The sequence below is a fragment of the Faecalibacterium tardum genome, from assembly GCF_040096515.1.
Lineage (GTDB): Bacteria > Bacillota > Clostridia > Oscillospirales > Ruminococcaceae > Faecalibacterium > Faecalibacterium tardum.
On the sequence record NZ_JBBMEO010000001.1, the window covers coordinates 90275 to 115826 of the forward strand.

Annotated in this window: 22 protein-coding genes and 1 tRNA gene; 12 read left to right on the plus strand and 11 right to left on the minus strand. The window is 57.3% G+C overall.

Annotated elements, in window-relative coordinates; all coding sequences use genetic code 11:
• The first annotated feature begins 76 nt into the window (after positions 1-76).
• From WMO44_RS00465 to WMO44_RS00475, 3 genes are all read left to right on the plus strand, one after another.
• Positions 77-406: a hypothetical protein gene (locus WMO44_RS00465; RefSeq protein ID WP_349151401.1), complete on the plus strand. Its 330-nt coding sequence runs from the start codon at positions 77-79 to the stop codon at positions 404-406.
• Between the two features lie 85 nt (positions 407-491).
• Positions 492-791: a helix-turn-helix domain-containing protein gene (locus WMO44_RS00470; RefSeq protein WP_349151402.1), complete on the plus strand. Its 300-nt coding sequence runs from the start codon at positions 492-494 to the stop codon at positions 789-791.
• A 14-nt stretch (positions 792-805) separates the two neighbouring features.
• A complete protein-coding gene (locus WMO44_RS00475) occupies positions 806-1102 on the plus strand; it encodes a hypothetical protein (RefSeq protein WP_349151403.1) in 297 nt (98 codons plus the stop codon).
• A 250-nt stretch (positions 1103-1352) separates the two neighbouring features.
• Here WMO44_RS00475 and WMO44_RS00480 read toward each other — a convergent pair.
• Positions 1353-1427, minus strand: a tRNA-Thr gene (locus WMO44_RS00480).
• Between the two features lie 236 nt (positions 1428-1663).
• Between WMO44_RS00480 and fucO the strand changes: the two genes are divergently transcribed.
• The 3 genes from fucO (at position 1664) to WMO44_RS00495 (ending at position 5468) form a co-directional block, all read left to right on the plus strand.
• On the plus strand, positions 1664-2812 hold the full coding sequence (fucO, locus tag WMO44_RS00485) for a lactaldehyde reductase (RefSeq protein ID WP_005922374.1): 1149 nt from the start codon (positions 1664-1666) through the stop codon (positions 2810-2812).
• Positions 2813-2974: 162 nt separating this feature from the next.
• Complete coding sequence (locus tag WMO44_RS00490; RefSeq protein WP_349151404.1) at positions 2975-4267, plus strand: putative ABC transporter permease; 1293 nt, start codon at positions 2975-2977, stop codon at positions 4265-4267.
• 241 nt (positions 4268-4508) lie between these two features.
• Positions 4509-5468: a calcium/sodium antiporter gene (locus WMO44_RS00495; RefSeq protein WP_349151405.1), complete on the plus strand. Its 960-nt coding sequence runs from the start codon at positions 4509-4511 to the stop codon at positions 5466-5468.
• Between the two features lie 458 nt (positions 5469-5926).
• Here WMO44_RS00495 and WMO44_RS00500 read toward each other — a convergent pair whose 3' ends face one another.
• The 5 genes from WMO44_RS00500 to WMO44_RS00520 form a co-directional block, all read right to left on the minus strand.
• Positions 5927-7399, minus strand: coding sequence for an alpha/beta hydrolase (locus WMO44_RS00500; RefSeq protein WP_349151406.1), 1473 nt, complete (start codon positions 7397-7399; stop codon positions 5927-5929).
• Positions 7400-7449: 50 nt separating this feature from the next.
• A complete protein-coding gene (locus WMO44_RS00505) occupies positions 7450-8931 on the minus strand; it encodes an alpha/beta hydrolase (RefSeq protein ID WP_349151407.1) in 1482 nt (493 codons plus the stop codon).
• 429 nt (positions 8932-9360) lie between these two features.
• Complete coding sequence (bilR, locus tag WMO44_RS00510) at positions 9361-11286, minus strand: bilirubin reductase, long form (RefSeq protein WP_349151408.1); 1926 nt, start codon at positions 11284-11286, stop codon at positions 9361-9363.
• A 30-nt stretch (positions 11287-11316) separates the two neighbouring features.
• Positions 11317-12072, minus strand: a complete 756-nt coding sequence (locus WMO44_RS00515; RefSeq protein WP_349151409.1) for an alpha/beta hydrolase family protein — start codon at positions 12070-12072, stop codon at positions 11317-11319.
• 3 nt (positions 12073-12075) lie between these two features.
• Positions 12076-13464: an MFS transporter gene (locus WMO44_RS00520; protein WP_349151410.1), complete on the minus strand. Its 1389-nt coding sequence runs from the start codon at positions 13462-13464 to the stop codon at positions 12076-12078.
• A 214-nt stretch (positions 13465-13678) separates the two neighbouring features.
• Between WMO44_RS00520 and WMO44_RS00525 the strand changes: the two genes are divergently transcribed.
• Positions 13679-14509, plus strand: coding sequence for a helix-turn-helix domain-containing protein (locus tag WMO44_RS00525; RefSeq protein ID WP_349151598.1), 831 nt, complete (start codon positions 13679-13681; stop codon positions 14507-14509).
• Between the two features lie 95 nt (positions 14510-14604).
• On the opposite strand, the gene WMO44_RS00530 is transcribed toward WMO44_RS00525, so the two are convergent.
• The 5 genes from WMO44_RS00530 to yfcE all read right to left on the minus strand — a co-directional run bounded on the left by WMO44_RS00530 (position 14605) and on the right by yfcE (position 19219).
• Complete coding sequence (locus tag WMO44_RS00530) at positions 14605-14733, minus strand: hypothetical protein (RefSeq protein ID WP_055185384.1); 129 nt, start codon at positions 14731-14733, stop codon at positions 14605-14607.
• Positions 14734-14746: 13 nt separating this feature from the next.
• Positions 14747-15877 carry a sodium ion-translocating decarboxylase subunit beta gene (locus WMO44_RS00535; RefSeq protein WP_349151411.1) on the minus strand — a complete coding sequence of 377 codons (1131 nt, stop codon included), beginning with the start codon at positions 15875-15877 and terminating at the stop codon, positions 14747-14749.
• Positions 15878-16340: 463 nt separating this feature from the next.
• Entirely contained in the window at positions 16341-17273 is a 933-nt protein-coding gene (locus tag WMO44_RS00540) for a carbohydrate kinase family protein (protein ID WP_349151412.1), read from the minus strand.
• A 173-nt stretch (positions 17274-17446) separates the two neighbouring features.
• Positions 17447-18400 (minus strand): pyruvate kinase, encoded by a 954-nt coding sequence (gene pyk / locus WMO44_RS00545; RefSeq protein ID WP_349151413.1) that lies wholly within the window; start codon positions 18398-18400, stop codon positions 17447-17449.
• A 273-nt stretch (positions 18401-18673) separates the two neighbouring features.
• Positions 18674-19219, minus strand: coding sequence for a phosphodiesterase (gene yfcE / locus WMO44_RS00550; RefSeq protein WP_349151414.1), 546 nt, complete (start codon positions 19217-19219; stop codon positions 18674-18676).
• A 347-nt stretch (positions 19220-19566) separates the two neighbouring features.
• On the opposite strand from yfcE, the gene WMO44_RS00555 reads away from it, so the two are divergent.
• From WMO44_RS00555 to nusA, 5 genes are all read left to right on the plus strand, one after another.
• A complete protein-coding gene (locus WMO44_RS00555) occupies positions 19567-20901 on the plus strand; it encodes an MATE family efflux transporter (protein WP_349151415.1) in 1335 nt (444 codons plus the stop codon).
• 131 nt (positions 20902-21032) lie between these two features.
• The gene (locus WMO44_RS00560; RefSeq protein WP_055185379.1) at positions 21033-22424 is read left to right on the plus strand and encodes an alanine/glycine:cation symporter family protein; all 1392 of its coding nucleotides are present in this window, start codon (positions 21033-21035) and stop codon (positions 22422-22424) included.
• A 90-nt stretch (positions 22425-22514) separates the two neighbouring features.
• Positions 22515-23756: an aminopeptidase gene (locus WMO44_RS00565; RefSeq protein ID WP_349151416.1), complete on the plus strand. Its 1242-nt coding sequence runs from the start codon at positions 22515-22517 to the stop codon at positions 23754-23756.
• A gap of 147 nt (positions 23757-23903) precedes the next feature.
• The gene (gene rimP / locus WMO44_RS00570; protein ID WP_349151417.1) at positions 23904-24389 is read left to right on the plus strand and encodes a ribosome maturation factor RimP; all 486 of its coding nucleotides are present in this window, start codon (positions 23904-23906) and stop codon (positions 24387-24389) included.
• 56 nt (positions 24390-24445) lie between these two features.
• Positions 24446-25552 carry a transcription termination factor NusA gene (gene nusA, locus WMO44_RS00575; protein ID WP_055185377.1) on the plus strand — a complete coding sequence of 369 codons (1107 nt, stop codon included), beginning with the start codon at positions 24446-24448 and terminating at the stop codon, positions 25550-25552.

Here is a 25552-nt window from a genome sequence, read left to right on the forward strand (position 1 = left end):
ACACCACGCCAAACCCACAACAGGGTCAAGCCCATTATAACAAGGCAGACCCGCAAAGTAAAGCGGAGGTCTTAAAATGAAGTACAATCTTTCCGAGATCATGCACAAGGCATGGAAGCTGTACCGCAAGGGCGTGAGCAGCTTTGCCGAAGCCCTGCACCGGGCATGGAACAGCGCAAAGGCTGCTCCGGTCAACGCCCAGCGCATCGAGGAAGCCCAGCAGACCGCCGGGATCACCGAGCCGGTGAACACTTGGGCAGGCTGGAAGGCCGCCGGGTACATGGTAGAGCACGGCGCAAAGGCCTTGTTTCAGGCGGTGCTTATCCACAGCAGCAAGGGAGACGGCCAGACCTACCGGGCATCGTTCTTTGGTGCATCGCAGGTGCAGCCGCTGGAAGTCCAGTAACACAGTCAGAGGATCCCCGGCGGGAAGATGGAAGCCCGCCGGGTAGAGCGGGGCACGATCCAGCCCCAGATAGGAGAGTTGAGGTATGAACGATATTCGTGCTATGATTCGGGAACGCGGCATGACGCTGGAGAGTGTGGCGTGGGCACTGCAGATCTCCACCAACTCACTGCGCGCAAAGCTAAACGGAGAGGTTGAATTCCGGCTGTGCGAAGCCAAAACGCTGGCGACCATGCTTGACACCAGCGTGGACGCCCTGTTCTTTGGCAATCTGGGCGACCAGAAGGCGAACACGGTTGACGCTATCAACGAACGTCTGAAGAAGGCAGCACCGGACAAGGTGCAGCTGGTTTGGATATTCGCAAGCGGCATTATCAAAGACTGAAGGGGGGCAAGACAATGATCCTGACTGCAAAGCAAGTGGAAGCGCTGGACGTGGGAACCACGATGGGGCATTTAGCCGACCTGAAGAACCTTCTCTTTATCATGGACAGCTGGATGTGCACCCGCGGGAAGGTGGATGAACTCAAGCGGGAAGCCGATTGCGGCGAGTACGATTTGGAAGCACTCTGGCGTGAGTTGCCCATGTACCACACGCTTCTGTGGAGCATCATCGAAGCTATTGACAAGTCACAAGCTGAACTGCTTGACACCGCAAAGACGCTGGATGCACTGAACATCTTGAAAGGGTACTGAACCCCATATCGCACAAGAGCCCGCCCGGATACACACCGGACAGGCTTTTTTGCTATCAAACAGGCGATAAACAGGCACAAAACCGCCCCGCCGGGCATCCGGTACAAGGCACTCTGTAAGGAACACGACAAGGCATTTTTTGAGCCGTAAGGCACAAACAAGGCACATTCTGATAGATCTGTAACGCATATAAAAGCAAAAATCCCACGATATACGCCGCCGTCTTGACGGTATATCGCAGGATTTTTCTTGGAGCTGGTGACAGGAGTTGAACCTGCAACCCACTGATTACAAATCAGTTGCGCTGCCATTGCGCCACACCAGCAAAGGTTACCTGAATAGTATAGCACAGGCACGGCCATTTGGCAAGGATTGTTTTTTGCATGGGATAATAATGCCGGAAAAAACGGACAAAAATGATAGAAAATAATACACAAGTATAAAAATATACTACAATTTCAAACAATTTTACATTGCAAATTTTTTGACGATGTGATATGCTGAAACGCAGAGGAACGCCGCCGGAAAGGCGGCTGCAAACAGATTTGGAGGATTTGTATTATGGCTGACCGCATTGTTCTGAATACCATCTCCTACCACGGCCACGGTGCTATCGAGAACATCGTTCCCGAGCTGACCGCCCGTGGCTACAAGAAGGCTTTCGTCTGCTCCGACCCTGACCTGATCAAGTTCGGCGTTACCAAAAAGGTCACCGACCTGCTGGATGCCGCAAACTTTGCCTACGCTGTTTACAGCGAGATCAAGCCCAACCCCACCATCGCCAACGTACAGGACGGCGTGGCTGCCTTCAAGGCTGCCGAGGCTGACTGCATCGTGACCATCGGCGGCGGCTCCTCCATGGATACCGCAAAGGCCATCGGCATCATCATCAATAACCCCGAGTTTGCGGACGTGCGCTCTCTGGAAGGTGTTGCCCCCACCAAGAAGCACGCGGTGTTCACCATCGCAGTGCCCACCACTGCCGGTACTGCGGCTGAGGTCACCATCAACTACGTCATCACCGATGTGGAGAAGAAGCGCAAGTTCGTCTGCGTGGATACCAACGATATCCCCGAGATCGCTGTGGTCGACCCCGATATGATGTCCTCCATGCCCAAGGGTCTGACTGCCGCCACCGGTATGGATGCGCTGACCCACGCCATCGAGGGCTACATCACCAAGGGTCACTGCGTCATTTCCGATATGTTCCATCTGGAAGCCATCAAGCTGATCAGCCAGAGCCTGCGCGGCGCTGTGCAGAACACCCCGGAGGGCCGCGAGGGCATGGCTCTGGGTCAGTACATTGCCGGTATGGGCTTCTCCAACGTGGGTCTGGGCATCGTGCACTCCATGGCACACGGCCTATCTGCCCTGTATGACACTCCCCATGGTGTGGCCTGCGCCATCCTGCTGCCGGTGGGTCTGGAGTACAACAAGAGCGTTGCCGGCGAACGTTACCGTGCCGTGGGCAAGGCCATGGGCGTTATGGGCATCGACGAGATGAACGACGTGGAAGCCGCTGATGCTACCATCGCCGCCGTCAAGCAGCTGAGTGCAGATGTGGGCATCCCCGCAAACCTGCACGGCATCCTGAAGGAAGAGGACATCCAGTTCCTCGCTGAGTCTGCTTTCGCAGATGCCTGCCGTCCCGGCAACCCCCGCGACACCAGTGTGGAGGAGATCGTGGAGCTGTACAAGAGCCAGCTGTAAGCTGTAAAAAATGACCCTGAGAGCCGCTGCACCGTGCTTGTGCAGCGGCTTTTTTTGGTGAGGAAATCCCGTACCAATTGTAACATTTTCAACCGTCCTCTTGTATAAACCGGCGCAAGCGAGTACAATCAGAGCATAAAAACAGAAGGCGAGGAAAGCGCGATGACACTGAACTTCTACACGCTGGGCGTGCTGTATCTGGTCTATTCCTTCCTTGGGTGGGTAGGGGAGACCGTGGTGGCTACCTTCCGGGGCAAGCGGTTTGCAAACCGCGGCATGGCGGCGGGGCCGTTTTGCTTTGTGTATGGTACCACGGCCATCCTGATGGCAGTGGGCTTTGCAGATATGCGCACAAAGCCGGTGGTGCTGTTCGTGGCCTGTATGCTTACGGCTACCGTGGTGGAGTGGCTCACGGCAAAGCTGCTGGAGCGGCTGCACAACCGCAAATGGTGGGACTACTCGGATAAAAAATTCAACCTGAACGGCTACGTCTGCCTGCAGTACTCGGTGCTGTGGGGTGCGCTGGGCATGGTGACCGTGCTTTGGGGCAATGGGCTGCTGCGTCTGTGCGCCCTTGTGCCGGACTGGCTGCTGCATCCGCTGGTATGGGTCGCGCTGAGCATCGCGGCGCTGGACCAGCTGGGCTCGGCGGTTCTGGTGGGGCGGTACGCGGCGCAGCACCCGGTGCTGGAGCAGCTGAACCAGAAACTGGAAGAGCGCTCCGATACCTTGCGCCGCCGCATTGCCATGTATGTGGAAAAGCGCATCCAGCGCGCCTACCCGGAAGCCGCCCGGCAGCAGCCCACGGCAGTGCAGAAGGAAAAAGCCGACTTCCTCAGCGCGGCAGACCTGCTGTGGCTGTTTGTCATCGGGGCGTTTCTGGGCGACATGGTGGAGACCGTGTTCTGCCGCCTGACCGCCGGGGTGTGGATGAGCCGTTCCAGTCTGGTGTGGGGGCCTTTCAGCGTGGTGTGGGGGCTGGCGCTGGTGCTGCTGCGGCAGAATCAGGATAAAAGCGACCGCTATCTCTTTGCTTTCGGCACGGTGCTGGGCGGCGTATATGAATATGTGTGCAGCGCCGTCACAGAGCTATTGTTCGGTACCGTGTTCTGGGATTACAGCAAGTTCAAGTTCAATCTGGGCGGGCGCATCAACCTGCTGTACTGCTTTTTCTGGGGCATTGCGGCGGTGATGTGGATGCGCTACGGCTACCCGCTGGTGCTGAAGCTGATGAAAAAGGTGCGCAGCCATATCCGTCCGTGGATGACAGCAGTGCTGGCGGTGTTCATGGCGGTGAATATGCTCACCAGCGCGCTGGCACTGGCGCGGTACGATGCCCGCACCAGCGGCGAAGCACCCAACGGCCAGCTGGAAGTGTTCCTTGACGAGCATTTCGACAACGCCCGCATGGAGCATATTTACCCCAACGCCAAAAAAGTGACCAAGGCAGAATAAATCCTATATTTCCCCTTGCGTTTTTGCCGGAAAACAGGTATAATATTCTCTGGATAAAAGGGAGTAAGGGGCGTACCTTAGTTGAAAAACGGGTGCGCTGTGCTGTAGCGACACCCCCGGCAGAAATGCCCGATGCAGTACCGGATGCTTGAGACTTTTATCACATTTTCCCGTTTTGGGCAGGATGTGATAAGGGTCTTTTTTTGTGCCTCTGCCGCTATTATTAAAAAGGAGAGATATTATGCTGATCCCTGTTCTGTTATTTATCGTGGGTCTGCTGTGCCTGATCAAGGGCGGCGACTGGTTTGTGGACGGTGCCACCGGCATCGCCCGCCGCTTCCATGTGCCGGAGCTGCTCATCGGTGCCACGGTGGTGTCCATCGGTACCACCCTGCCGGAGGTCATGGTGTCCACCACCTCTGCCCTCACCGGTCACGGCGAGATCGCCTACGGCAACGCCATCGGCTCGGTCATCTGCAATTCTGCATTGATCGCCGCCATCACCATTGCGGTGCGCCCGGGCAAGGTTGATCCCAAGAGCCTGCGCACCCCGGTAGCTTTCTTCTTTGTGGCTGCCGCTTTCTATGCCGGTGTGGCCTACACCACCGGTTCCTTCACCCGCCCGGTGGGCCTGATCCTGCTGGCCATGTTCGTGGCTTACATCGTGTGCAACGTGCTGGCTATGAAAAACGCCCCCGCCCCGGAAGAGGAGGAGCAGGCTGAGGAAGGCCCCTTTGCCAAGGAGCTGGGTCTGCTGGTCATCGGTGCAGTGCTCATTGCTGTGGGCGCTGACCTGCTGGTGGACAACGGCACCCTCATCGCTCAGGCACTGGGCGTGCCGGAGTCGGTCATTGCGCTGACCTTTGTGGCACTGGGCACCTCGCTGCCGGAGCTGGTCACCGCCATCACCTCGCTGGCAAAGGGCCACGGTGCGCTGTCGCTGGGCAACGTCATCGGTGCAAACGTGTTCAATCTGGTGCTGGTCAGCGGCGTGTCCGTCACGCTGGCACCCTTCAGCATCCCGCAGAATTCCACCATCGCAGGCATGAACGCCTCGCTGGTGATGGACATCCCGGTCATGTTTGCCGTGATGCTGCTGCTCACCCTGCCCGCTCTGATCAAGGGCAAGCTGAGCCGCCCGCAGGGCATTGCACTGCTGTGCATCTATGCCGCCTTCTGCGCCGTGCAGTTCAGCATCTGATCTGTTGTAAACGTAAAATATTTAAGGCTGCTGCACAAAGCACTGTGCAGCAGCCTTTTTATGTAGGACGATTCTGAATGCGCTTCGCGTTCGCTTTGCGCATATTCAGCGGAAAAGATATTTTGGGTTTTGGAGTTCTGAAAAACCTGCGGGCTTTTCAGAACTCCTTTTTCACAGGAGGGATATAGAGGTAAAGGACAGCCGCGCGGCGGGGGCGCTGCGGAACGAAAGTCAACTTTTGAAGATCGACCCGGAGCAAGAGCCTTCACCTCTTCCGGGGAAGGGAATGCCTCTTGTGGAAAAGGAGTTTCCCTGTTGACGGGGGATATTGCAAAAGACCGCAAAACCCGGAACTTTTCTACGGCACTATGGCTCAAAAAGTTCCGGGTTTTATACAACATATATCAGAGTATCGTTTGGCGACGGTTCTGCATTTATTTATGCGAACTGCACACAGCTTACTTCCACAGGAAGTTCTCAGCGGCGTTTGCAAAGACCAGCTGCCAGCACTCCCAGTCGTGGGCTGCGGGTACCTGCAGGTAGCTGTAATCCAGACCCAGCTCGCTCAGGTTCTCACCGAAGGTCTTGACGGGTGCCAGACCAAAGTCCCAGTTACCTGCGGCCAGCATGATCTTAGGCTTCACGGTCAGAGAGGACAGATGGTCGCGCACGCTCTGGCTGGTGATGCCCTCGACACCGCCGAAAGAGCCATCCACATTTGCATAACTCCAGATGCCGTAATAGCCAAACAGCTCGGTGTGGTGCATCAGCATATTGCTGGTGGTAGAGCCGCCCATGGACAGACCCGCATATGCACGGCCCTCGGCGGTGGTGCTGACGTTGTAGTGGCTCTCAACGTAGGGCATGATGTAATCGATCTGGTCGGTCTCGATCTCGGAATATTTCCAGTTGGCGCCGGAGTGACCTGCGCCCTGACCGTACTGCTGATTGTTCATGGTAACAACAATAAACGGCTCGGTCTTGCCTTCTGCGATCAGGTTATCCAGAATGTTGGCCACAGCGCCCTCATTCATCCAGCGCAGCTCATCGCCGTAGATATCGCCGGAAGTACCATGGGACAGGTACAGCACCTTATAAGGCTCGGCGCGGTTTGCATCGTAGCCAGCCGGCAGGTACACTGCCAGACCATGCTCGGTGGCGTCTGCACCCGTGTAAGATACGGTCTGCACGGTACCACGCTTGTTTGCATCGGCCTGCGGCAGTTCCACAGAGCGGTCTGCCCAAGTGCTGGTGCCCTGCTTGTCGGCATCATACGGGACATAGACCATGCTGGACAGGCTGCGGATGCCGGTAGCTTCGTTGATCATCGTCGGATTGCTGGGGTCGTCCAGACGGGCAATCTGGTCGCCGTTTTCAGCGGTCACGCGGAAGTTATAAACGAATGCACCACTGGACAGCGGCATCTGCACACCCCAACGGCCATCGGCAAACTTTTCCAGCTCCACATAGTAGGTGGTGTCGCCGTTGCCGCCTGCGGGAGCCAGACCTGCCGTGTAGTTGTACGGCGTAGCAGCCAGCGCGGCATCAATGCTGCCTGCATTGCCGCCGTCCGGGTCAAACAGCATAAAGCAGTCACTGTACAGTTCCACCTTGGTCAGCGGGTTCTCTGCCGTATTGATGGTCAGACCAGCTTTTGAGGTGTAACTCTTCTGCTCCTTGTAAACAAAAGTAACAGTGTAGCCTGTGGGCGAGTTTTCGTCCTTCTCGACCGTAACACCCGGGGCGTACTTGGCATAGACGCTCTTGTTGAACAGCTTGATTTTGACGTTCTCTGCCCAGTCTGCAACAGCAGAAGCCGAGATGCAGTTTTCTTCCGCTGCCGGAGTTGCAGCCACAGCGGCGGTTGCTCCGCTCAGTGCCATGGACAGCACCAGTGCGGAGGCAATGGTAGTTTTGAGGATACGTTTCATGGTTTTTCTCCTTTTTATTCAGGTTTATTCCCTGTTTTTTGCTTACGTCATTACTTCCACAGCAGATTCTGCACCGCATAAGCATACATAGCCTGCCAGGTGCGCCAGTCGTGGGAGCCTGGAACCGTGAAGTAGGTATTGTCAATATCGTGCGCTTTCAGAGAATCCGAGAATTTGGTGCAGAAGGACAGCAGATAGTCCCAATCGCCTGCGCCAACCGACACTTTGGTTCCCTGTGCTGCCAGTTTCGCCCAGCCATCTGCATCCAGTGCATCCAACAGCTCATTGGCTGCATAGGACCAGATACCAACATAACCAAACTGATCCGCATGATTGACGTACATATAGCTTGCTGTTCTGCCGCCCATTGAGAATCCACAATATGCACGATTCTTTTGTTCCTTGCCGACATTGTAATTGGACTCTACAAAGGACATGATGTTCTGCTGTTCGGTCCAGATCTTATCCTGATTCCACTTCAAATCGACATTGTTCATCGTAACAACGACGAAATCACCGTTCAGGTTGTCTGTGATGTTCTGGACAGCACACTCGTTCAGCCAGCGCATTTCGCTGCCCAGCTGCTCACTCTGTGCACCGTGTGACATATAAAGCACATTGTACGGTTCGGTGCGGTTTGCATCGTAACCATACGGCAGATATACGCCCAAATAGCGTGTTTCACCGTCTGCGTTGACATAGGATGCAAAGGTCATCTCACCAGTCTTGCCATCTTCACGTGGATTTTCAACGGTGCGATCCGAATAGGTACCAGTACCCATCTTTTCGCTGTACGGCACATAGACCATGCTCGACCGACTGTAAACACCGGAGGCCGTATTCTGCATCGGGGCGTTAGCCGGATCATAAAGATAGGTTCCATCTGCCACGCCATTGACATCCACCAAGCGGATATTATAGTCGGTCGCACCAGAGGTCAGTGGAATTTTTACACCCCAGCGGCCCTCTGCAAACTTGGTCATGTCTGCATAGTAATTGACTTTGGTCGTGCCTGCGGCATTCGTCCAAGCCTTGCTGGTATCACCGCCTGCAGGATACAGACCCTCTGTGTACTGATCCGGCGTATAAGCAGCATTGGCCGGATCCAGTGGAACACCTGCCGCCTGCGTATCGTATGAGAACAGCAGCGCCGTATTTGAATAGATTTGCACCTGTGCCAGATTATTCAAATCCAGCTTTTCATTCAAATCGACCCCGTATTGTTCCTTGATGTAGCTCTTGTACGAATCTGTCAGGCTGTCTTCATCAAAAACAAACACCGCATAGTATCCTGTAGGAGAGTTTTCATCTTTTTCCACAGTCACGCCCGGATTATACTTGGCATATTCACTCTTATTAAATAATTTTATCTTAACATTTTTAGCCCAATTGCTAACGGTCTGTGTGGCGATGCAATTAGACTGTTGCAAGCCTTCCGCTGCCGGAGTTGCAGCCACAGCGGCGGTTGCTCCGCTCAGTGCCATGGACAGCACCAGTGCGGAGGCAATGGTGGTTTTGAGGATACGTTTCATGTTTTTTCTCCTTTCCAGATTTAACGATGTTCTTTTAAGCATCTGATATGGTTTGCGGCATTCTCCTCTCTGTCTGAAATGATATCGGTTCAAGATCTTGAATGTTCCGAAATTTTTCTGTTTTTTACCTGCACCCGTTCAAGAGCACAAAAGCACAATGCACAATTCTACTCGTCATTATGAATGTATTTTGTTCATTTTTTTGCCTTGTCGTGGAACTAATATATCACATTTTATCCGCCGTTTACGTTGCCTTTTGTGATTTGATTCTTGCAAATTGTGACATGCTGTCCTTGCCGTAACCAAAAACAAAACAATATCTGCTTGTTGCCATTGTAGGAGCAACACTGGCTCCCCGAGGGGTAAAAAAAGTGGGTCAGAAGCGCCCACAGGCGTTTCTGACCCACAAATAGAACGATATTTTTTGTTTTACAGCTGGCAGGCGGTATCGTAACCGGTGCGGATGGCGTTGGAAATATCCGCAGCCTTACCGGCGGCATCGCCGATGGAATACACCGGGATGCCGGCAGCTTCCAGCGCAGCAGCGTCAAATGCGTTGGAGCGTGCGCCCATGGCCAGCACGATGTAATCACAGGGGATGGTCACCTCTGCGCCGTCCTTGTTCTCGCAGACGACGGCGTCCATGCGGAACTCCTTGACCTTGTGGCTGGGGTACTGCTCCACGCCGTAGGTCTTGTAGTTTTCCAGCAGGGTGGGCAGAATGGTGGTACTCTCGCCTGCGGCGATCTTGTCCATCATCTCGATGACCGACACCTTGCAGCCGCGGGCAGCCAGATACTCTGCGGTCTCGCAGCCCACCATACCGCCGCCGATGACGGCAACCGTGCCATATACCTGCTGCTCGCCCGCCAGCACCTTCCACGCGTCGGCAACGTTCACGCTGTCGATGCCGGGAATGCGGGGTGCGGCGCTGTGTGCGCCCACAGCGTTGATGACAGCCTCAAAGCCGGCATCCTTCAGCTGCTCTGCGGTGCGGGTCTGACCCATGCACAGGTGCACACCGGCGTTGCAGACCGCGTGGATCAGATCCTGTGTGGCGCGGCGCATCTCCTCCTTGCGGGGAGGTACGCAGGCAATGTTCAGCTGGCCGCCCAGAGAGGTGGTCTTTTCAAACAGGGTCACATCATGGCCACGCAGCGCTGCCACACGGGCGGCTTCCAGACCGGCAGGGCCGCCGCCGAGGACGGCGATCTTCTTTTTCTGTGCTGCGGGCTGGATACTGCGGGTGTTCTCGTAGCCATTCTCCGCGTTCAGCACGCAGGAGAGGAACTGACGGTTCTGGATGGCATCGGTGCAGCCCTTGTTGCAGCTGATGCAGCGGCGGATATCGCAGGCCTTCCCGGCAGCGATCTTGGTGCCCCAGTCGGGGTCTGCCAGCAGCGGGCGACCCATGGCAACAATGTCGGCCATGCCGCTCTCGATGACACGCGCAGCCATGTCGGCATCCACGATACGACCCACGGCGCTGACCGGCACATTGACGGCCTTTTTGATGTCCCCGGCGATCTTGACAAAGAAGCCGTAGGGCTGTACGCCCATGGGAGGAATGGTGTCGGCCATGTTGCCAGTGTGGTTGGCCTGGGCAACGTGGAACATATCCACGCCGTCCTCCACCAGCCACTGGGCAAACTGCACGGCGTCGGCTTCGTCAATGCCGCCCTTGCCGCGCTGCGGGGTGACGATGGACAGCTTGTAGTCGATGACCATATCCGGCACAGCCTTGCGGATGGCGCGGGTCAGCATACGGGCAAAGCGGACGCGGTTCTCCAGACTGCCGCCGAACTTATCGGTGCGGTGGTTCATGCGGGTGGAGCACAGGCAGCCGTTCAGGCGGTCGCCGTGGATCTGGATCACGTCCACACCGGCCTTCTGGGCACGCACTGCGCAGGCGCACATCTTATCGATGATGGCCATCAGCATCTCCTCGCTGACCTCATCGGTAAAGAACATCATGTCGTGATGCAGGCGCTGACGCATCTCGTCAAACTTTTTCTGCATGAACAGGCTGTTGATGGCGTCCACATCGTACTCCGGGTGGAAGATCTGGATGCCCAGCTTGGTGCCGTAGGCGTGTACGCTGTCGGCCAGTGCCTTGAAGGCAGGGATCTGGCTGTCGTCAAACAGCTTGGGGGTGGGAGAAAAGCTGTTGATGGGCGCAACATCGCCCATAACGATGTAGCCCACGCCGCCCTTTGCCAGACGGGTGTAGAAGCCCATGTCCTGCTCGCTGATCATGCCGTTTTTCTCGTAGCCGGTGGTCAGCGGGGGGAACATGATGCGGTTTTTAAAGGTCTGTCCGCCCACCTCGATGGGCTGCAGAATTACGTTTTCCATACAAAAGCCTCCTTGCAGATATGCTTTGCTTTACAGATTTGCTTTGATGAATGCTGCGGTCTTTTCCTCCACGGCGGCACGGGCTGCCAGCGTGGCAAAGTTGTGGCCGCCGCCTGCAATGGTATCCACCTCGGGTGCGGTGTACACCTGTGCGTAACGGCTGCAGGTGCCCTCGTCCACCAGACGGTCATCGTCGGCGCGCAGCAGCAGCACCGGGCCGTTGTAGCCCTTGGCCTCGGTAAAGGGGTCGGGGTGCTTGGCCATCTCGTAGTTAAAGGCCATCTTGTAGCACAGACCCTCCATGTCGGTGTAGTCCTTGCCGGTCTGCACAACGCCGTCGGCGCGCTGTGCGCAGCCAAACCACATCCCGGCGCCCGGGCACAGCAAAATCAGGCCGTGGGGCTGGATGACCGGTGCGCAGGAGGCGGCGATGTAGCCGCCCATGCTCTGGCCGGAGAGGAACAGCTTTTCGCTGTCCACATAGGGCTGCTCGGCTGCCCATGCAAAGATATCCTGTGCATCGGTGTGCAGGCCGTCAAAGCTCATATCCTCGAACTCGCCGTCGCTCTCGCCGTTGCCGTAGAAATCGAACCGGGCGCTGCCGATGCCCTGCGCTGCCAGAGCGCGGGACAGGTGGGTGTACATGGACTTGTAGCCGCTGCAGCTGCCGGCAAAGCCGTGCAGATGCACCACAAAGGGTACCTTGCCCTCGGTGTCGGGCAGGGTCACGATGCCGCGCAGGGTGTGGCCATTGCGGTTTTTAAAATGAACCTGTAAGATCTTCATGGTTTACTTGCTCTCCTTTGCGGCGCGGCGAGTCTTCAGCTCGGTCAGCATCTCGGCAGTCTTCTGCTTGGTCAGGGGGTAGACGAAGAACAGGATGGCAACTGCAATGCCGTAGCCCAGGAAGTAGACGCCGGTGTAGCTCTTCCAGATAGCGTTTACAACGCCTGCGGTCTGCACAGCGCCAGCGGTAACGTTGTAGCCGATGGCACCCAGCACAAAGCTGGACAGGCTGCCGGAAATGGCGCTTGCAAGCTTGCGGAAGAAGGAGTAGGTGGAGTAAACGATGCCCTCGTTGCGCTCGCCGGTCTGCAGCTCGTGGTAGTCGATGGCGTCGTTGACCATGGCCCAGATCAGCACCTGCATGCCGGAAGCGCCCAGATAGCAGATACCGTTGATGACGATAAAGACCACGGGATTATGGACGGGGAAGAAGAACAGGATGCCGAACACGATGGCGGCAAAGCCAGCGCCCATGCAGCACCACTCCTTCTTGCCGAACTTGTTGGCAAGAGGCTGGGTGATGGCAAAGGACAGCACAGCGTACAGCACGCTCAGCATACCGGAGACAGCCTGGATCTTGACGTTGCCGAAGAAGTCCTTGTACAGGTAGGTGTTCAGACCGTTGACCACGGAAGCACCGATCATGCCGGTCAGGCTGAAGAACATAACGCCCAGCAGAGCCTTATTGTGAGAGATCTCCTTGAGCACGTGCAGGTAGTTCAGCTTTTCGCCCTGCGGACGCTCAGGCACTTCCACGCGCTCCTTGCACCACACGCAGGTGATCTGCAGGCACAGCAGGCCCAGCATAGCGCAGATGCAGGCCAGCATCAGGAAGCGGCCAGCCACGGGCTTGTTGTCCACATACAGGAACAGGGGGCCGATCATGACCATGACGGTCATGAAGATGGTGCCGCCAAGGCTGCGGTAGCGGGACAGTGCGGTGCGCTGGCTGACATCATCGGTCATCACGCTGGACAGAGTACCGAAGGGCACGTTGACGCAGGTGTACAGTGCCTCGTACAGAACGTAGGTGACGAACATGTAGGCCAGACGCAGGCCGTAATTGATGTTGCCCACATTGACAAAGCCAAGGATGCACAGCACTGCCATGGGGAAGGAGAAGGCGCGGATCCAAGGGATGAACTTGCCGCCCTTGGTGGCCTTGCGGGAGTCCACGATCGCGCCGATGATGGGGTCGTTCACGGCGTCCCAGATCTTGGTGACCAGCAGCAGGATACCCACATGGAAGGGGTTGACCTGCAGGATCAGGGTGTAGAAGATCGACAGATACATGGCGCGGTACTGCTCGGTGAAGCAGCAGCCCAGATCGCCCAGAGTATAGCCGATCTTGTCCTTCATGGAGAAGGGTCGGACGGTCTTTTTCTGGTCCATTGTGTTTTATCCTCCTTAAAAACAGTGAAACCACGAGACTTTTCGTACAAGTCTCTTTTCTACGCTTGCATTATACGTTAAATTTCCATCAATGCATATCCAAAAAATGATTGAAAACTGTTGTAAATTGATGTATTATGCAATTATAACAGTTGTACTTTTCTGTTGTGTACAACAAACTGTTACACATGACAGTTTCACGGAGGCTTTTTTGGTGAACTATACAGTCAAGCGTTATTTTTTTGAGCAGAGCGCCGTCCGGGAATTTTATTCCGGCACGTATTATGATTTGTTCCTGGTCATGCGGGGCAGCGGTGTGTTCCGGTGCAGCGAGGTGGTGCTGCCTGCACAGCAGCAGAACCTCATCATCTTCAAGCCCGGTCAGGGCGGCAGACTGGAATACGCCGGTGCTTACGGCCCGCTGGAACTTATTCGGGTGCAGCTGTCTCCCCAGACGCTGGCGCAGCTTTCGGACGCGGACACCGACCTTGAAAAAAGCTTCAACGTGGTGCCCTTCCGGCAGGTAGCTGTGCGCCCGGACAGCCAGATCTATATGCTGCTGAAAAACCTTGCCCGGAAGCTGCTGATGCTCCCGCAGGAGAGCACCCAGTTCGGTGCAGAGGTATTCGAGCATGGCATTTTGCAGATGTTCGTGGTGCTGGCGCTGCGTGCCTGCATCCATGCGGAGTTCCACACCGCATCGGTCAGCCGCCACCACCTGATGCTGGACGAGGTGTTTTTGTTTATTCAGGCACACCTTACCGAGGAGCTGACGCTGGAGCGGCTGGAAAAGGAGTTTTTCGTCTCCCGGGAACATATTGCCCGGGAATTTAAACGCCAGACCGGGCAGACGGTGCACCGCTATATCGTAAAGGCGCGGTTAGACCGCTGCTGCACCCTCATCGAGCAGGGGCTGCCCATCACCGAGGTGTACAAGACCAGCGGCTTTGGCGGTTACAACCACTTTTTCCGCGCCTTTAAAAAGGAGTACGGCATGACCCCCAAGGAGTACTTCCACACCACCCGGCAGGACGCCCGGGGATGAATCCGGCAAAAGCAGCGCCGTCTGCGCCTGTGAAAAAAGCCGCCCGGGAAGATCCGCAGATCCTCCCGGGCGGCTTGCTTATCCGATTTTTGCCCTTACTTGCGGCGGGTGAGGCAGTTTAGCGCCATCACAACCAGCACGAGAAAGCCGATGACCAGCAGGATACCGGCCATGCCGATGAGCATCATGGGCAGGGTGGTCATCCAGGAAGAAAGATGAAGCATAAAGGCACCTCCGTTAAACCATCAGGGAAAGGATCAGTCCGCCGGCAAGGACGGATGCGATCTGCCCGGAAACGTTGACGCTGATGGAATACATCAGCAGGAAATTCTGGTTGTCCTCGGCCAGACCCATCTTGTTGACCACGCGTCCGCTCATGGGGAAGGCCGAAATGCCTGCCGCACCGATCATGGGGTTCAGCTTTTTGCCCTCGGGCAGGAAGAGGTTCAACAGCTTGGCGAACAGCACGCCGCCAGCGGTATCAAAGATAAAGGCCACAAGACCCAGCGCCATGATGAGCAAAGTGTCCGGCCGGACGAACTTGTCGGCGGTCATCTGCCCGGCTACGGTCAGACCCAGCAGCAGGGTGATGAGGTTTGCCAGTACGTTCTGGGCTGTCTCGCTCAGGGAGTTCAGCACCCCGCACTCCCGCAGCAGGTTGCCGAACATCAAAAAGCCCACCAGCGCCACGCTGGCCGGGGCTACCAGACCGGCGACCACCGTGACCACAACGGGGAACAGGATCTTGGTCAGCTGGGTGACATTGCCTTTTTCGTAGGGCATACGGATGCGGCGCTCCTTCTGGGTGGTCAGCAGACGGATGACCGGCGGCTGCACGATGGGCACCAGTGCCATGTAGCTGTAAGCTGCCACCATAATAGCGCCCAGATACTGGGATTTCAGGGTGTTTGCCACAAAAATGGCGGTGGGGCCGTCTGCTGCGCCGATGACCGCAATGGACGCGGCGTCCTTCAGATCAAAGAAGAACCCGGCCAGAAACAGGGTGAAAAAGATGCCAAACTGTGCCGCTGCGCCAAACAGCATGAGCCACGGCTTTTCCAGCAGCGGGCCAAAATCGATCATGGCTCCGATGCCGATGAACAGCAGCAGCGGGAACAGCTCGTTGGACATCCCCGCCTCAAACAGGGCAGAGATGGGGCCAACGGTGTCTCCCTGCGTGATGGCACCGGATGCGGGAAGATTGACCAGAATGGCACCGAACCCCATGGGCAGCAGCAGACTGGGCTCCATCTTTTTGACGATGGCAAGGTAAATGAGCAGGGCACCGATGCCCCACATGACCACCATCTGCCATGTCAGCGCCCCGAAGTTTGAAAAGAGCGCGGCGAATGTGTTCCAGAAATTCATATTGTTTTTCTGCCTCCTTTTGTTCTGATGCTGCGGCAAGAAAAAAGAGACCCTTGCCACAGCGTAAGATCTGTGACAAAAGTCTCAAGCGAACACATGACATCGGGCATTGCTGCCGTGATGACGCTGCCATGCAGCGGCCTGCCGAAAAAAGCCTTGACCGGCGGGCTGCCCTTTACTCCCCTTTATCATTTTTATTGATACCAGAAACTGCCGCTTCTGTCAAGGGGGAAAATGCGGTTTTGCGCAAAAATCCAATAGACGGATGCCGTTTCCCTCTACGCCCCTCCCGTGAAAAGGCGAGCCAAAAAATCCGCAATTTTAGTTATAGATGCAGCTTTCCTTTGCGGCTCCTCTTGTGAAAAGGCCAACCGGGAAAATCCGCAGATTTTCCCGGTTGGCAAAATATAAATAATTTTTCCTCTGAAAATGGTCAGAGCGCAGCGGAGACCATTCCAAACCGTTAATCCACCACCGGTACATCCAGCCCGAACTCCTGCGGGCGGAAGCGGGGACAGACGTTCTCGGTGATGCAGATGACCGAAGCGGCAAGACGGCTGCCGATCTCGCAGGATTCTGCCAGCGTTTTGCCGTAGGTCAGGCCGATGACCGTGCCGGCAAAGAAGGCGTCCCCCGCGCCGGTGGTGTCCATGACGTCCACCTTTTTGGCGGGTACGATGCCGCAGTCACCGTCCGCACAGGCGTATACCGCGCCCTGCCCGCCCATGGTCACCACCATGCTGGGAATGTTGGCGCTGCGTACGTTGCCCGTGAGCACCCGGCACATCTCGTCCGGGGAGAGGTGGTCGTAGTCGTCCGAGAACAGCAGCCCGGCCTCCTGCTGGTTGCATACAAAACAATCGATCTGCTGCAAAAAATCCCGCCGCTCCATGGCGATGCTCATGTTGGAGACTGCGGCAAACACCTTTTTGCCGTACTTTTTAGCGTAGCGCAGGGTCTGCTTCACCGTCTCCTTTTCAAGGTCCAGCTCCAGTGCAATGGAATCGCAGTCTGCAAAAATGGCGTCGCCCTGTTCTTGCAGAAGGCCGGTCAGCGGGGTGGTGTCCGGCCGCTTGGAGATGGCGGCGTGCACATCGCCATCGTTGTCAAAAATGGCCAGCCATGTGCCCATGCCGTCCGGCTTTTTCTGGATAAAGCGGGTGTTGACCTTGTGCCTTGCCAGCTTGTCGATGACGTCCTGTCCCATGCCGGTGTCGTCCACCAGACCCACAAAGGTGGGGCGCAGCTCTACGTTGGCGATATCCTCCACCACGTTGCGGCTCACGCCGCCGTGTACTTGCTCAATCCGTCCGGCGTTGCGCCCGCCGGGGATATAGGTGGAAAGGGGATAGCCCTTGATATCCACAAAAACAGCTCCGATGACTACGATGCCCATAAACGATAAACCTTTCTGACTTCAGTTGATTTTACCTGTATTATACAGGAAGCAGACAAAAGATGCTATCCTTTTGCGGAAAAATATCTCTCTGTTACAACCCCTTTCCGTGAAAAAGGGCTTCCGAAAAGTCCGCAGACTTTTCGGAAGCCTAAATAAAAAAATTCTTCCTCTTACATCGCCGTGCGGGCGGTGCGCACCAGATACTCCATGGCCTGCACCGGGTACTGCCCGGCGGCAGTCTCGCCGGTGAGCATCAGGCTGGATGCGCCGTCCAGTACGGCGTTGTAGATGTCGCTCACCTCGGCGCGGGTGGGTACAGCCCGGGTGTGCATGCTGTCCAGCATCTGGGTCACCACCATAAAGGGTACTCCGGCTGCCCGGCAGGCGGCAGAGAGCTGCTTCTGGCAGCGGGGCAGTTCCCACAGGGGCATGGCGTTGCCAAGGTCGCCCCGGGCAATGACCACCTCGTCCACCAGCGGCAAAAACTCCGGCAGTGCCTGCACGCCCGCAAGGTTTTCAATTTTGGCAAGGATCTTCAGCTCGGGTGCACCGGCTTCTGCCAGCGCCTGCCGCAGGCTGCGGATATCTTCAGCGCCGCGCACAAAGGGCAGCATGACCCCGGTAACGCCGCAATCGGCGGCGATGGCAAGGTTCTCCTTGTCCTCGGTGGTCAGGGTGGGCATCTGGATATCCGCCCCCGGCGCTGCCAGACTTTTGCGGCTTTGCAGCACCCCGCCCCGCACTACGGTGCACACGAGTGCATCCGGTTCCGCGGTGTCCACCCGTGCCAGCAGCTTGCCGTCATCCAGCAGCAGCTCCTGCCCGGGCTGCACGCTGTGCACCAGCGCGGCAGGGCAGGGGATGCCCTGCGCACCCAGACGCACGGTCTGTCCGGCGGTCAGGGACAGCGGCTGCGGCAGACGACCGATGCGCAGTTCCGGCCCCTGCAAATCAATGAGCAGCTTTTTGACCCCGGCTTTGCGCAGCAGCGCCAGCCAGTCCTTGTGCGCTGCCAGCGGGCCGTGAGAAAGGTTCATGCGGATGCCGGTCATACCGGCTTCCACCATCTGCTGCAAAAGCTTTACATCGGCACAGGCAGGGCCGATGGTTCCGTAAAAATCCATAATTCCTCCTGCAATTCGCGTTTTCTTTCTATTGTAGCATGATCGCGCTGCAAAAGATAGCCCGGCTGCGCACAAAAAAACACCGGAAGCCGATGCAAAGCCTCCGGTGCCTTTTTATGATGCCTTATGGGGTTTACTGCGATACTTTGCACCGCCTGCGTTCAGTACAAAGCTTACAGCTCCCTCTATTTTTAAAGGTTGTACTTAGTTTACAGCATTTCGGGCATTTCGTCAAGGGCTTTTGCAGGCAAAAAAAGGAATATCACAACATTATCACAACTGTAGCTGGTGGTAGCACGCGCCCTCCATGGTCTTCCAACAGGCGGTGCTTCCCTCCAAGGTCATGTAGCTGTGGGCGGTATTTTCCTTGGGCAGGCTTACAGAGCCGGGGTTCAGGTAAAGGCTCCCCTGCCCGAAGTTTGTCCATGCGGGCACATGGGTGTGACCGTGGAGCAAAATATCCCCCGGGGCAAGGGGCGGCAGATGGTTCAGGTTGAACACATGGCCGTGGGTGACGTAGACCAGTCGCTGCCCAACCGGCAGCACGGCGTAATCCGCCAGCACCGGGAAGGTGAGTACCATCTGGTCTACCTCGGCGTCGCAGTTGCCGCGCACACACAGCAGCTTGGGCGCAAGGCTGTTCAGCAGCGGAATCACCTTTTTGGGGGCGTAATCCCGGGGTAGGTCGTTGCGGGGGCCGTGGTAGAGCAGGTCTCCCAGAAACAGCAGGCGGTCGGCCTGCTCCCGTTCAAAGGCCTGCTGCAGCTGCTGCGCATAATAATAGGAACCGTGCAGGTCTGATGCGATCATCCATTTCATATACAATGCCCTCCCTCAGAGCCGGTTTGCCTTATTGTAGCGCCTGCTGTAAAAATGGTCAAGTGATTACAAAAGTCATACTTTTGTGTCAAAACCCCTTGACACGCAGCTGAGGATGTGGTATTCTGCTAGGGTTGCAGTGCGCAAGTGCGCAGGCTGCATATCGCGGACAGCTGCCGCGATCATAAAAACCGTGTGGATTTTTACAGCAACATTGCTACTTTTCGCCACACAATGACCTTCCAAGGGTCATTGTGTGGCTTTTTTGTGCGCCGGAAACCGGCTGCAAGCCGGTGCTGCGCCCGCCATATTTTTACTTTTTTACAGATAGCAGGTGAATTTTTTCAATGAACGAAACTTTTATGAAGGAGAAGCCGGTGCTGCCGCTGCTGCTCTCGATGGCGCTGCCCAACGTGATCTCCATGCTGGTGAATAGTCTCTACAACATTGTGGACAGCCTGTTTGTGGCGCGCATCAGCGAGGACGCCATGACTGCTTTAAGTCTGGTGTTCCCCATCCAGAACTTTTCCAACGCCATTGCCATCGGCTTTGGCATCGGTATCAACGCCATGATCGCGCTGTATCTGGGCGCGGGCGACCGCGAAAAGGCCGAGATAGCCGCCACCCACGGCTTTGTGCTCAGCCTTGTGCACGGCGTGGTGATGATGGCGGTCAGCATTGCCATCATGCCCGGCTTTCTGCGCCGCTTTACGCAGGACGAGACGCTGATCGCCGCCGGCATCACCTATTCCACCATCGTGTTCCTGTTTTTGGTCGTGAACATGGCCTCGCTGGCCTTTGAAAAGACCTTTCAGGCGGTGGGCCGCATGAAGGTGTCCATGGTCGCGCTGATCACCGGCTGCGTGTGCAATATTCTGCTGGACCCGGTGCTCATCTTCGGGCTTGGGCCGGTGCCCGCCATGGGTATTGCGGGCGCGGCACTGGCTACCGGTATCGGTCAGATGCTCAGCGTGGTGGTCTATCTTGTGGTCTATCTGCGCACCGAACTGCCGGTGCGGCTGCGCCGCAGCTGCCTGCGCCCGGACGCGGCGCTGGACGGCAGACTGTACGCCATCGGCATTCCGGCCATCCTGAATCTGGCGCTGCCTTCACTGCTGGTCACCTTCCTTAACGGATTGCTGGCGGCTTTTTCTCAGAGCTATGTGGTGGTGCTGGGCATCTATTATAAATTGCAGACCTTTTTGTATCTGCCTGCCAACGGCTTTGTGCAGGGCATGCGTCCCCTTATCGGCTATAACTACGGTGCGCGGGAGCACGCCCGGGTGAAAAAGCTGTTCCAGTTGACCCTGCTCATGAGCGCTGCCATCATGGCGGCGGGCACGGTGATCTGTCAGGCTGCTTCCGGGCAGCTGATGGGACTGTTCACTCAGAACCCCGAAACCATCGCCGCCGGGCGGACTGCCTTGCGCATTATCAGCATCGGCTTTGTCATCTCGGCGGTCTCCACCACCGCTTCCGGTGCGCTGGAGGGTCTGGGCAAGGGCGCAGAATCGCTGGTCATCGCCCTGTGCCGGTACGTCGTTTTCATCATGCCGCTGGCTGCACTGCTGTGTAACTGGCTGGGCGCAGATGGCGCATGGCACGCCTTCTGGCTTACCGAGGTGCTGGCAGCGGTGGTCTCCGGCATCGTTTACCGCAGGGCGGTCACACATAAAAAATAAGAATTTCTGATAGGGGCGTTTCATAACGTCCCTATTTTTCATTGACACTACGGGAAAAGTACGGTAAAATAATTTTCGTGTTTTGACAAAAACTGTCAGTGCGCAAGATATTACAGAGGATGTGGAAGTATATGATCGAGACCATTGCCGCCGTCAATCAGGCGGTGAACAGCTTTATCTGGGGCATCCCCGCCATGGTGTGCATCATTGGCGTGGGGCTGCTGCTCAGTGTCCGCACGGGCTTTTTGCAGATTCGTAAATTCCCCTACGCCATCCGCACCACCGTGGGCCGGATGTTCCGCAAGCGGGACGCCTCGGACGGTGCCATGACCCCTTTTCAGGCGGTGTGCACCGCGCTGGCGGGCACGGTGGGCACCGGCAACATTGCCGGTGTGGCGGGTGCTATTGCCATCGGCGGCCCGGGTGCCGTGTTCTGGATGTGGTGCTCTGCGTTGCTGGGGATGTGCACCAAGTTTGCCGAGGTGACGCTGGCGGTGCATTTCCGGGAGCGCAGCGATACCGGCGAGTGGGTGGGCGGCCCGATGTACTATATTAAAAACGGCCTTGGCCGCCGCTGGCAGTTTCTGGCCGTGCTGTACGCGCTGTTCGGCGTGCTGACCGTGTTCGGCACCGGCAACGCAACGCAGGTGAATACCATCGTGGCAGCGGTGGATACCGCCCTGCTGGAATACGGGCTGGTGGGCGGCAGCTTTCTGCCCACCCTTAACCTCATCGTGGGCATCCTTGTGGCGGTGCTGGTGGCGCTGGTGTTGCTGGGCGGCATCAAGCGCATTGGCAGCGTAAGCGAGAAGCTGGTGCCCTTTATGGCGCTGTTCTACATTGTGCTGTCGGTAGGCGTGGTGGTGCTCAACTTCTCCCGCCTGCCCTATGTGCTGGAATCCATCGTGGCGGGCGCGTTCAACCCTGCTGCCTTTACCGGCGGCACCATTGGCAGCCTGTTCGTCAGTATGCAAAAGGGCGTTTCCCGCGGCATCTTTTCCAACGAGGCCGGTCTTGGCACCGGTTCTATCGCCCATGCCTGCGCCGACACCAAAAAGCCGGTCAAGCAGGGCATGTTCGGTATTTTTGAGGTGTTTGCCGATACCATCGTCATCTGCACCCTGACCGCGCTGGTCATCCTGTGCAGCGGCACCCAGGTCAGCTACGGCGCAGCGGCGGGTGCTGAGCTGACCATCTCCGGCTTTACCACCACCTACGGCGGCTGGGCGTCTATCTTTACTGCCGTGGCGCTGTGCTGCTTTGCCTTTTCCACCATCATCGGCTGGGGTCTGTACGGCTCCCGCTTTCTGGTGTTCCTGTGCAAGAGCAACAAGGTGGCGCGCCCCTTCTTTGTGGTGTATGCTCTGGTAGCCATTCTGGGCGCTACCATGGACCTTGGTCTGCTGTGGAGCATCGCCGACACCTTCAACGGCCTGATGAGCATTCCCAACCTCATTGCATTGCTGCTGCTTTCCGGCACGGTGGTACAGATGACCCGCGCCTTTTTTGAATCGGAAGGGTGAGCGGCAGCTCTGCCCATAGTGGACAGAAACGCCGGAACGCGGTATACTGAGAAAAAACAACGGTGGCTATGCACCACAGGAGGTTCTAACGTGGAAAACTTTAACGAACTGCTGCAAAAGTATGCAGATTTTATCGTCCGGGTGGGTGTGAACCCGCAGCCGGGGCAGACCCTTATCATCAACTGCCCGCTGGAAGGTGCTCCGCTGGCACGGCTGTGCGTGCGCAGCGCCTACGAGGCCGGTGCGCGGGACGTGCAGGTGAACTGGCAGGATGACGCCGTTACCCGCATCCGCATGGAGCTGGGCGGCGAGGACGCCCTGACCGACCACAAGGGCTGGCAGCTGCGCCGCTATCTGGACTACGCCGAGAGCGAGGGCGGTGTGTGCGTGCTGCACCTCATCGCGGACGACCCGGAACTGTTCGCCGGGCTGGACGGTGCCAAGATCAGCCGGGTGAACAGCGCGAACCGCAGCTTTATGCAGCCGTGGCGGGAGTACACCATGAACGACCGGGTGCAGTGGTCCATCGCCGCTCTGCCCGCAGAGCCGTGGGCAAAGAAGATGTTCCCGGAGCTGGACACTGCCGCCGCCATTGAGGCACAGTGGAAGCTGATCTTCGACACCTGCCGCGTGACCGGCGGCGACCCGGTAGGGGAGTGGCAGAAGCATCTGGACCGCCTGAACGAGCTGGGCGCAAAGATGAACGCCCTGGATCTGGAAAGCGTGCATTTTGAAAGCGCCAACGGTACCGACCTGACCGTGGGTCTGGCGGAACAGGCGGTGTGGGAGAGCGCCGGCAGCAAAAACGAGAAGGGCGTGCCCTTCCTGCCCAACATTCCCACTGAGGAAGTGTTCACCGCACCCCATAAGGATAAGGTGGACGGCATCGTTTACGGCACAAAGCCCTACGTCTTTAACGGTCAGCTCATCAAGAATTTCCACGTTACCTTCAAGGACGGCAAGGTGGTGGAGCACGGCGCCGACGAGGGCGCAGATCTGCTGGGTCAGCTGTTGGACACCGACGAGGGCGCACGCCACATCGGTGAGGTGGCACTGGTGCCCGCCTCCAGCCCCATCAACCGCAGCGGCAAGCTGTTCTACAACACCCTGTTTGACGAGAACGCTGCCTGCCACATCGCCTTTGGCGACAGCTACCCCGGCACCACCGTGGGTGGCACCGGCCTTTCCAAGGAGGAGCTGGCAGCCCGCGGCATGAACCACTCCTCCCTGCACGAGGACGTGATGATCGGTGCAGAGGACAGCCGCATCACCGGCAAATGCCGCGACGGCCGCACTGTGCCGCTGTTTGAAAACGGCGTCTGGGTGCTGTAAAAAGCCCCAAAGGGCGCGCAACTGCAAAAAAATTGCGAAAATGCTTGCATAAATCGCAAGAGTATGCTATATTCTAGTAGTACGATATAGTTTAACCTGAAACGTGGGCCGCAAGGTCCGCGTTTCTTGTTTGTTTGGAGGTTTTTTATGGCGAAGCAGTCTGGCGGCAACACCGCGCAGAGAGTGGAAGCGCTTGTCCGTCCCACGGTGGAAGGCATGGGTCTGCGCCTGTGGGATGTGGTTTTTGAGAAGGAAGGGCCGGACTGGTATCTTCGTATCCTCATCGACCGGGACGGCACCATGGATACCGACACCTGTGCAGAGGTGTCCCACGCACTGGACCCCATTCTGGATGAGGCAGACCCCATCGACCAGAGCTATTATCTGGAAGTGGGCAGCCCCGGCCTTGGCCGCAAGCTGACCCGCCCGGAGCACTACGAGGCACTGAAGGGTCAGAAGGTGCGAGCAAAGCTCATCCGTCCCAACGCCGACGGCGTGCGGGAGCTGTCCGGCATCCTGACCGGCCGCGAGGGCAGCACCGTGACACTGGAGACCGAGAACGGCCCCGTGACCTTTGAGGTGAACGCAGTCTCCGGCGTGCAGCTGTGCGACGACGAGGATCTGTTCAACTGAGAAGTACCGTCTCTGATGGAGAAAAGAGAACAAAATATATAGGAGGAACCCGAAAAATGACAGCAGCGAATAAGGACTTTTTTGAAGCGCTCTCCATGCTGGAGCATGAGCGCGGCATCACCGCAGAATACCTGATCGAAAAGATCAAGGCGGCTATCATCATTGCCGTCAAGAAGAACTATGAGGTCGAGGAGGACCACATCCGGGTGGAGATCGACCCCGACACCGGCCGCTTTGATGTGGCACTGATCCAGGACATCGTGGCAGACGAGGACTGGTACGACGAGCACGCCGAGATCGGTGTGACCGAAGCACGCAAGATCCGCAGCAGCTATGAGGTGGGCGACCGCATCATCACTCCGCTCAAGACCCGCGATTTTGGCCGTATTGCCGCCCAGACCGCAAAGCACGTCATCCGTCAGGGCATCCGCGAGGCCGAGCGCAACCAGCAGCTCAGCGAGATCCAGTCCCGCGCACATGATATCGTGCAGGCCACCGTTACCCGCGTGGATACCGAGAAGGGCATCGTTGCGCTGGATCTGGGCAAGGGCGGCGAGGCTGTTCTGCCCCGCAACGAGCAGGTGCCCGGCGAGGTGTACACCGAGGGTGAGACCCTGCAGGTCTACATCGTGGATGTGGTCAGCACCGAGCGCGGCCCCCGCGTGATGATCAGCCGCACCCATCCCGGCCTTGTCAAGCGCCTGTTTGAGCTGGAAGTGCCCGAGATCTTTGACGGCACTGTGGAGGTAAAGGCCATCAGCCGCGAAGCCGGTGCCCGCACCAAGATGGCTGTCTGGTCCAAGGACCCCAACGTCAACCCTGTTTCCGCCTGCATCGGCGAGCACGGCGCCCGCGTGGCCGCTGTTGTGGAAAAGCTGGGCGGCGAGAAGATCGATATCGTCAAGTGGAGCGAGGATATCTCGGAGTTCATCTCCGCAGCCCTGAGCCCCGCCAAGGTGGTCAAGGTGGAGCTGCTGCCCGGCGAGACCCGCTCCTGCCGCGTCACCGTGCCCGACCAGCAGCTGAGCCTTGCCATTGGCAACAAGGGTCAGAACGCCCGCCTGTGCGCACGCCTGACCGGCTACAACATTGATATCCGTCCCGAGAGCGGCTACTACGGCGAGGACGAGGAGCCCAAGAAGGACGCAGCAGACGCTGAATAA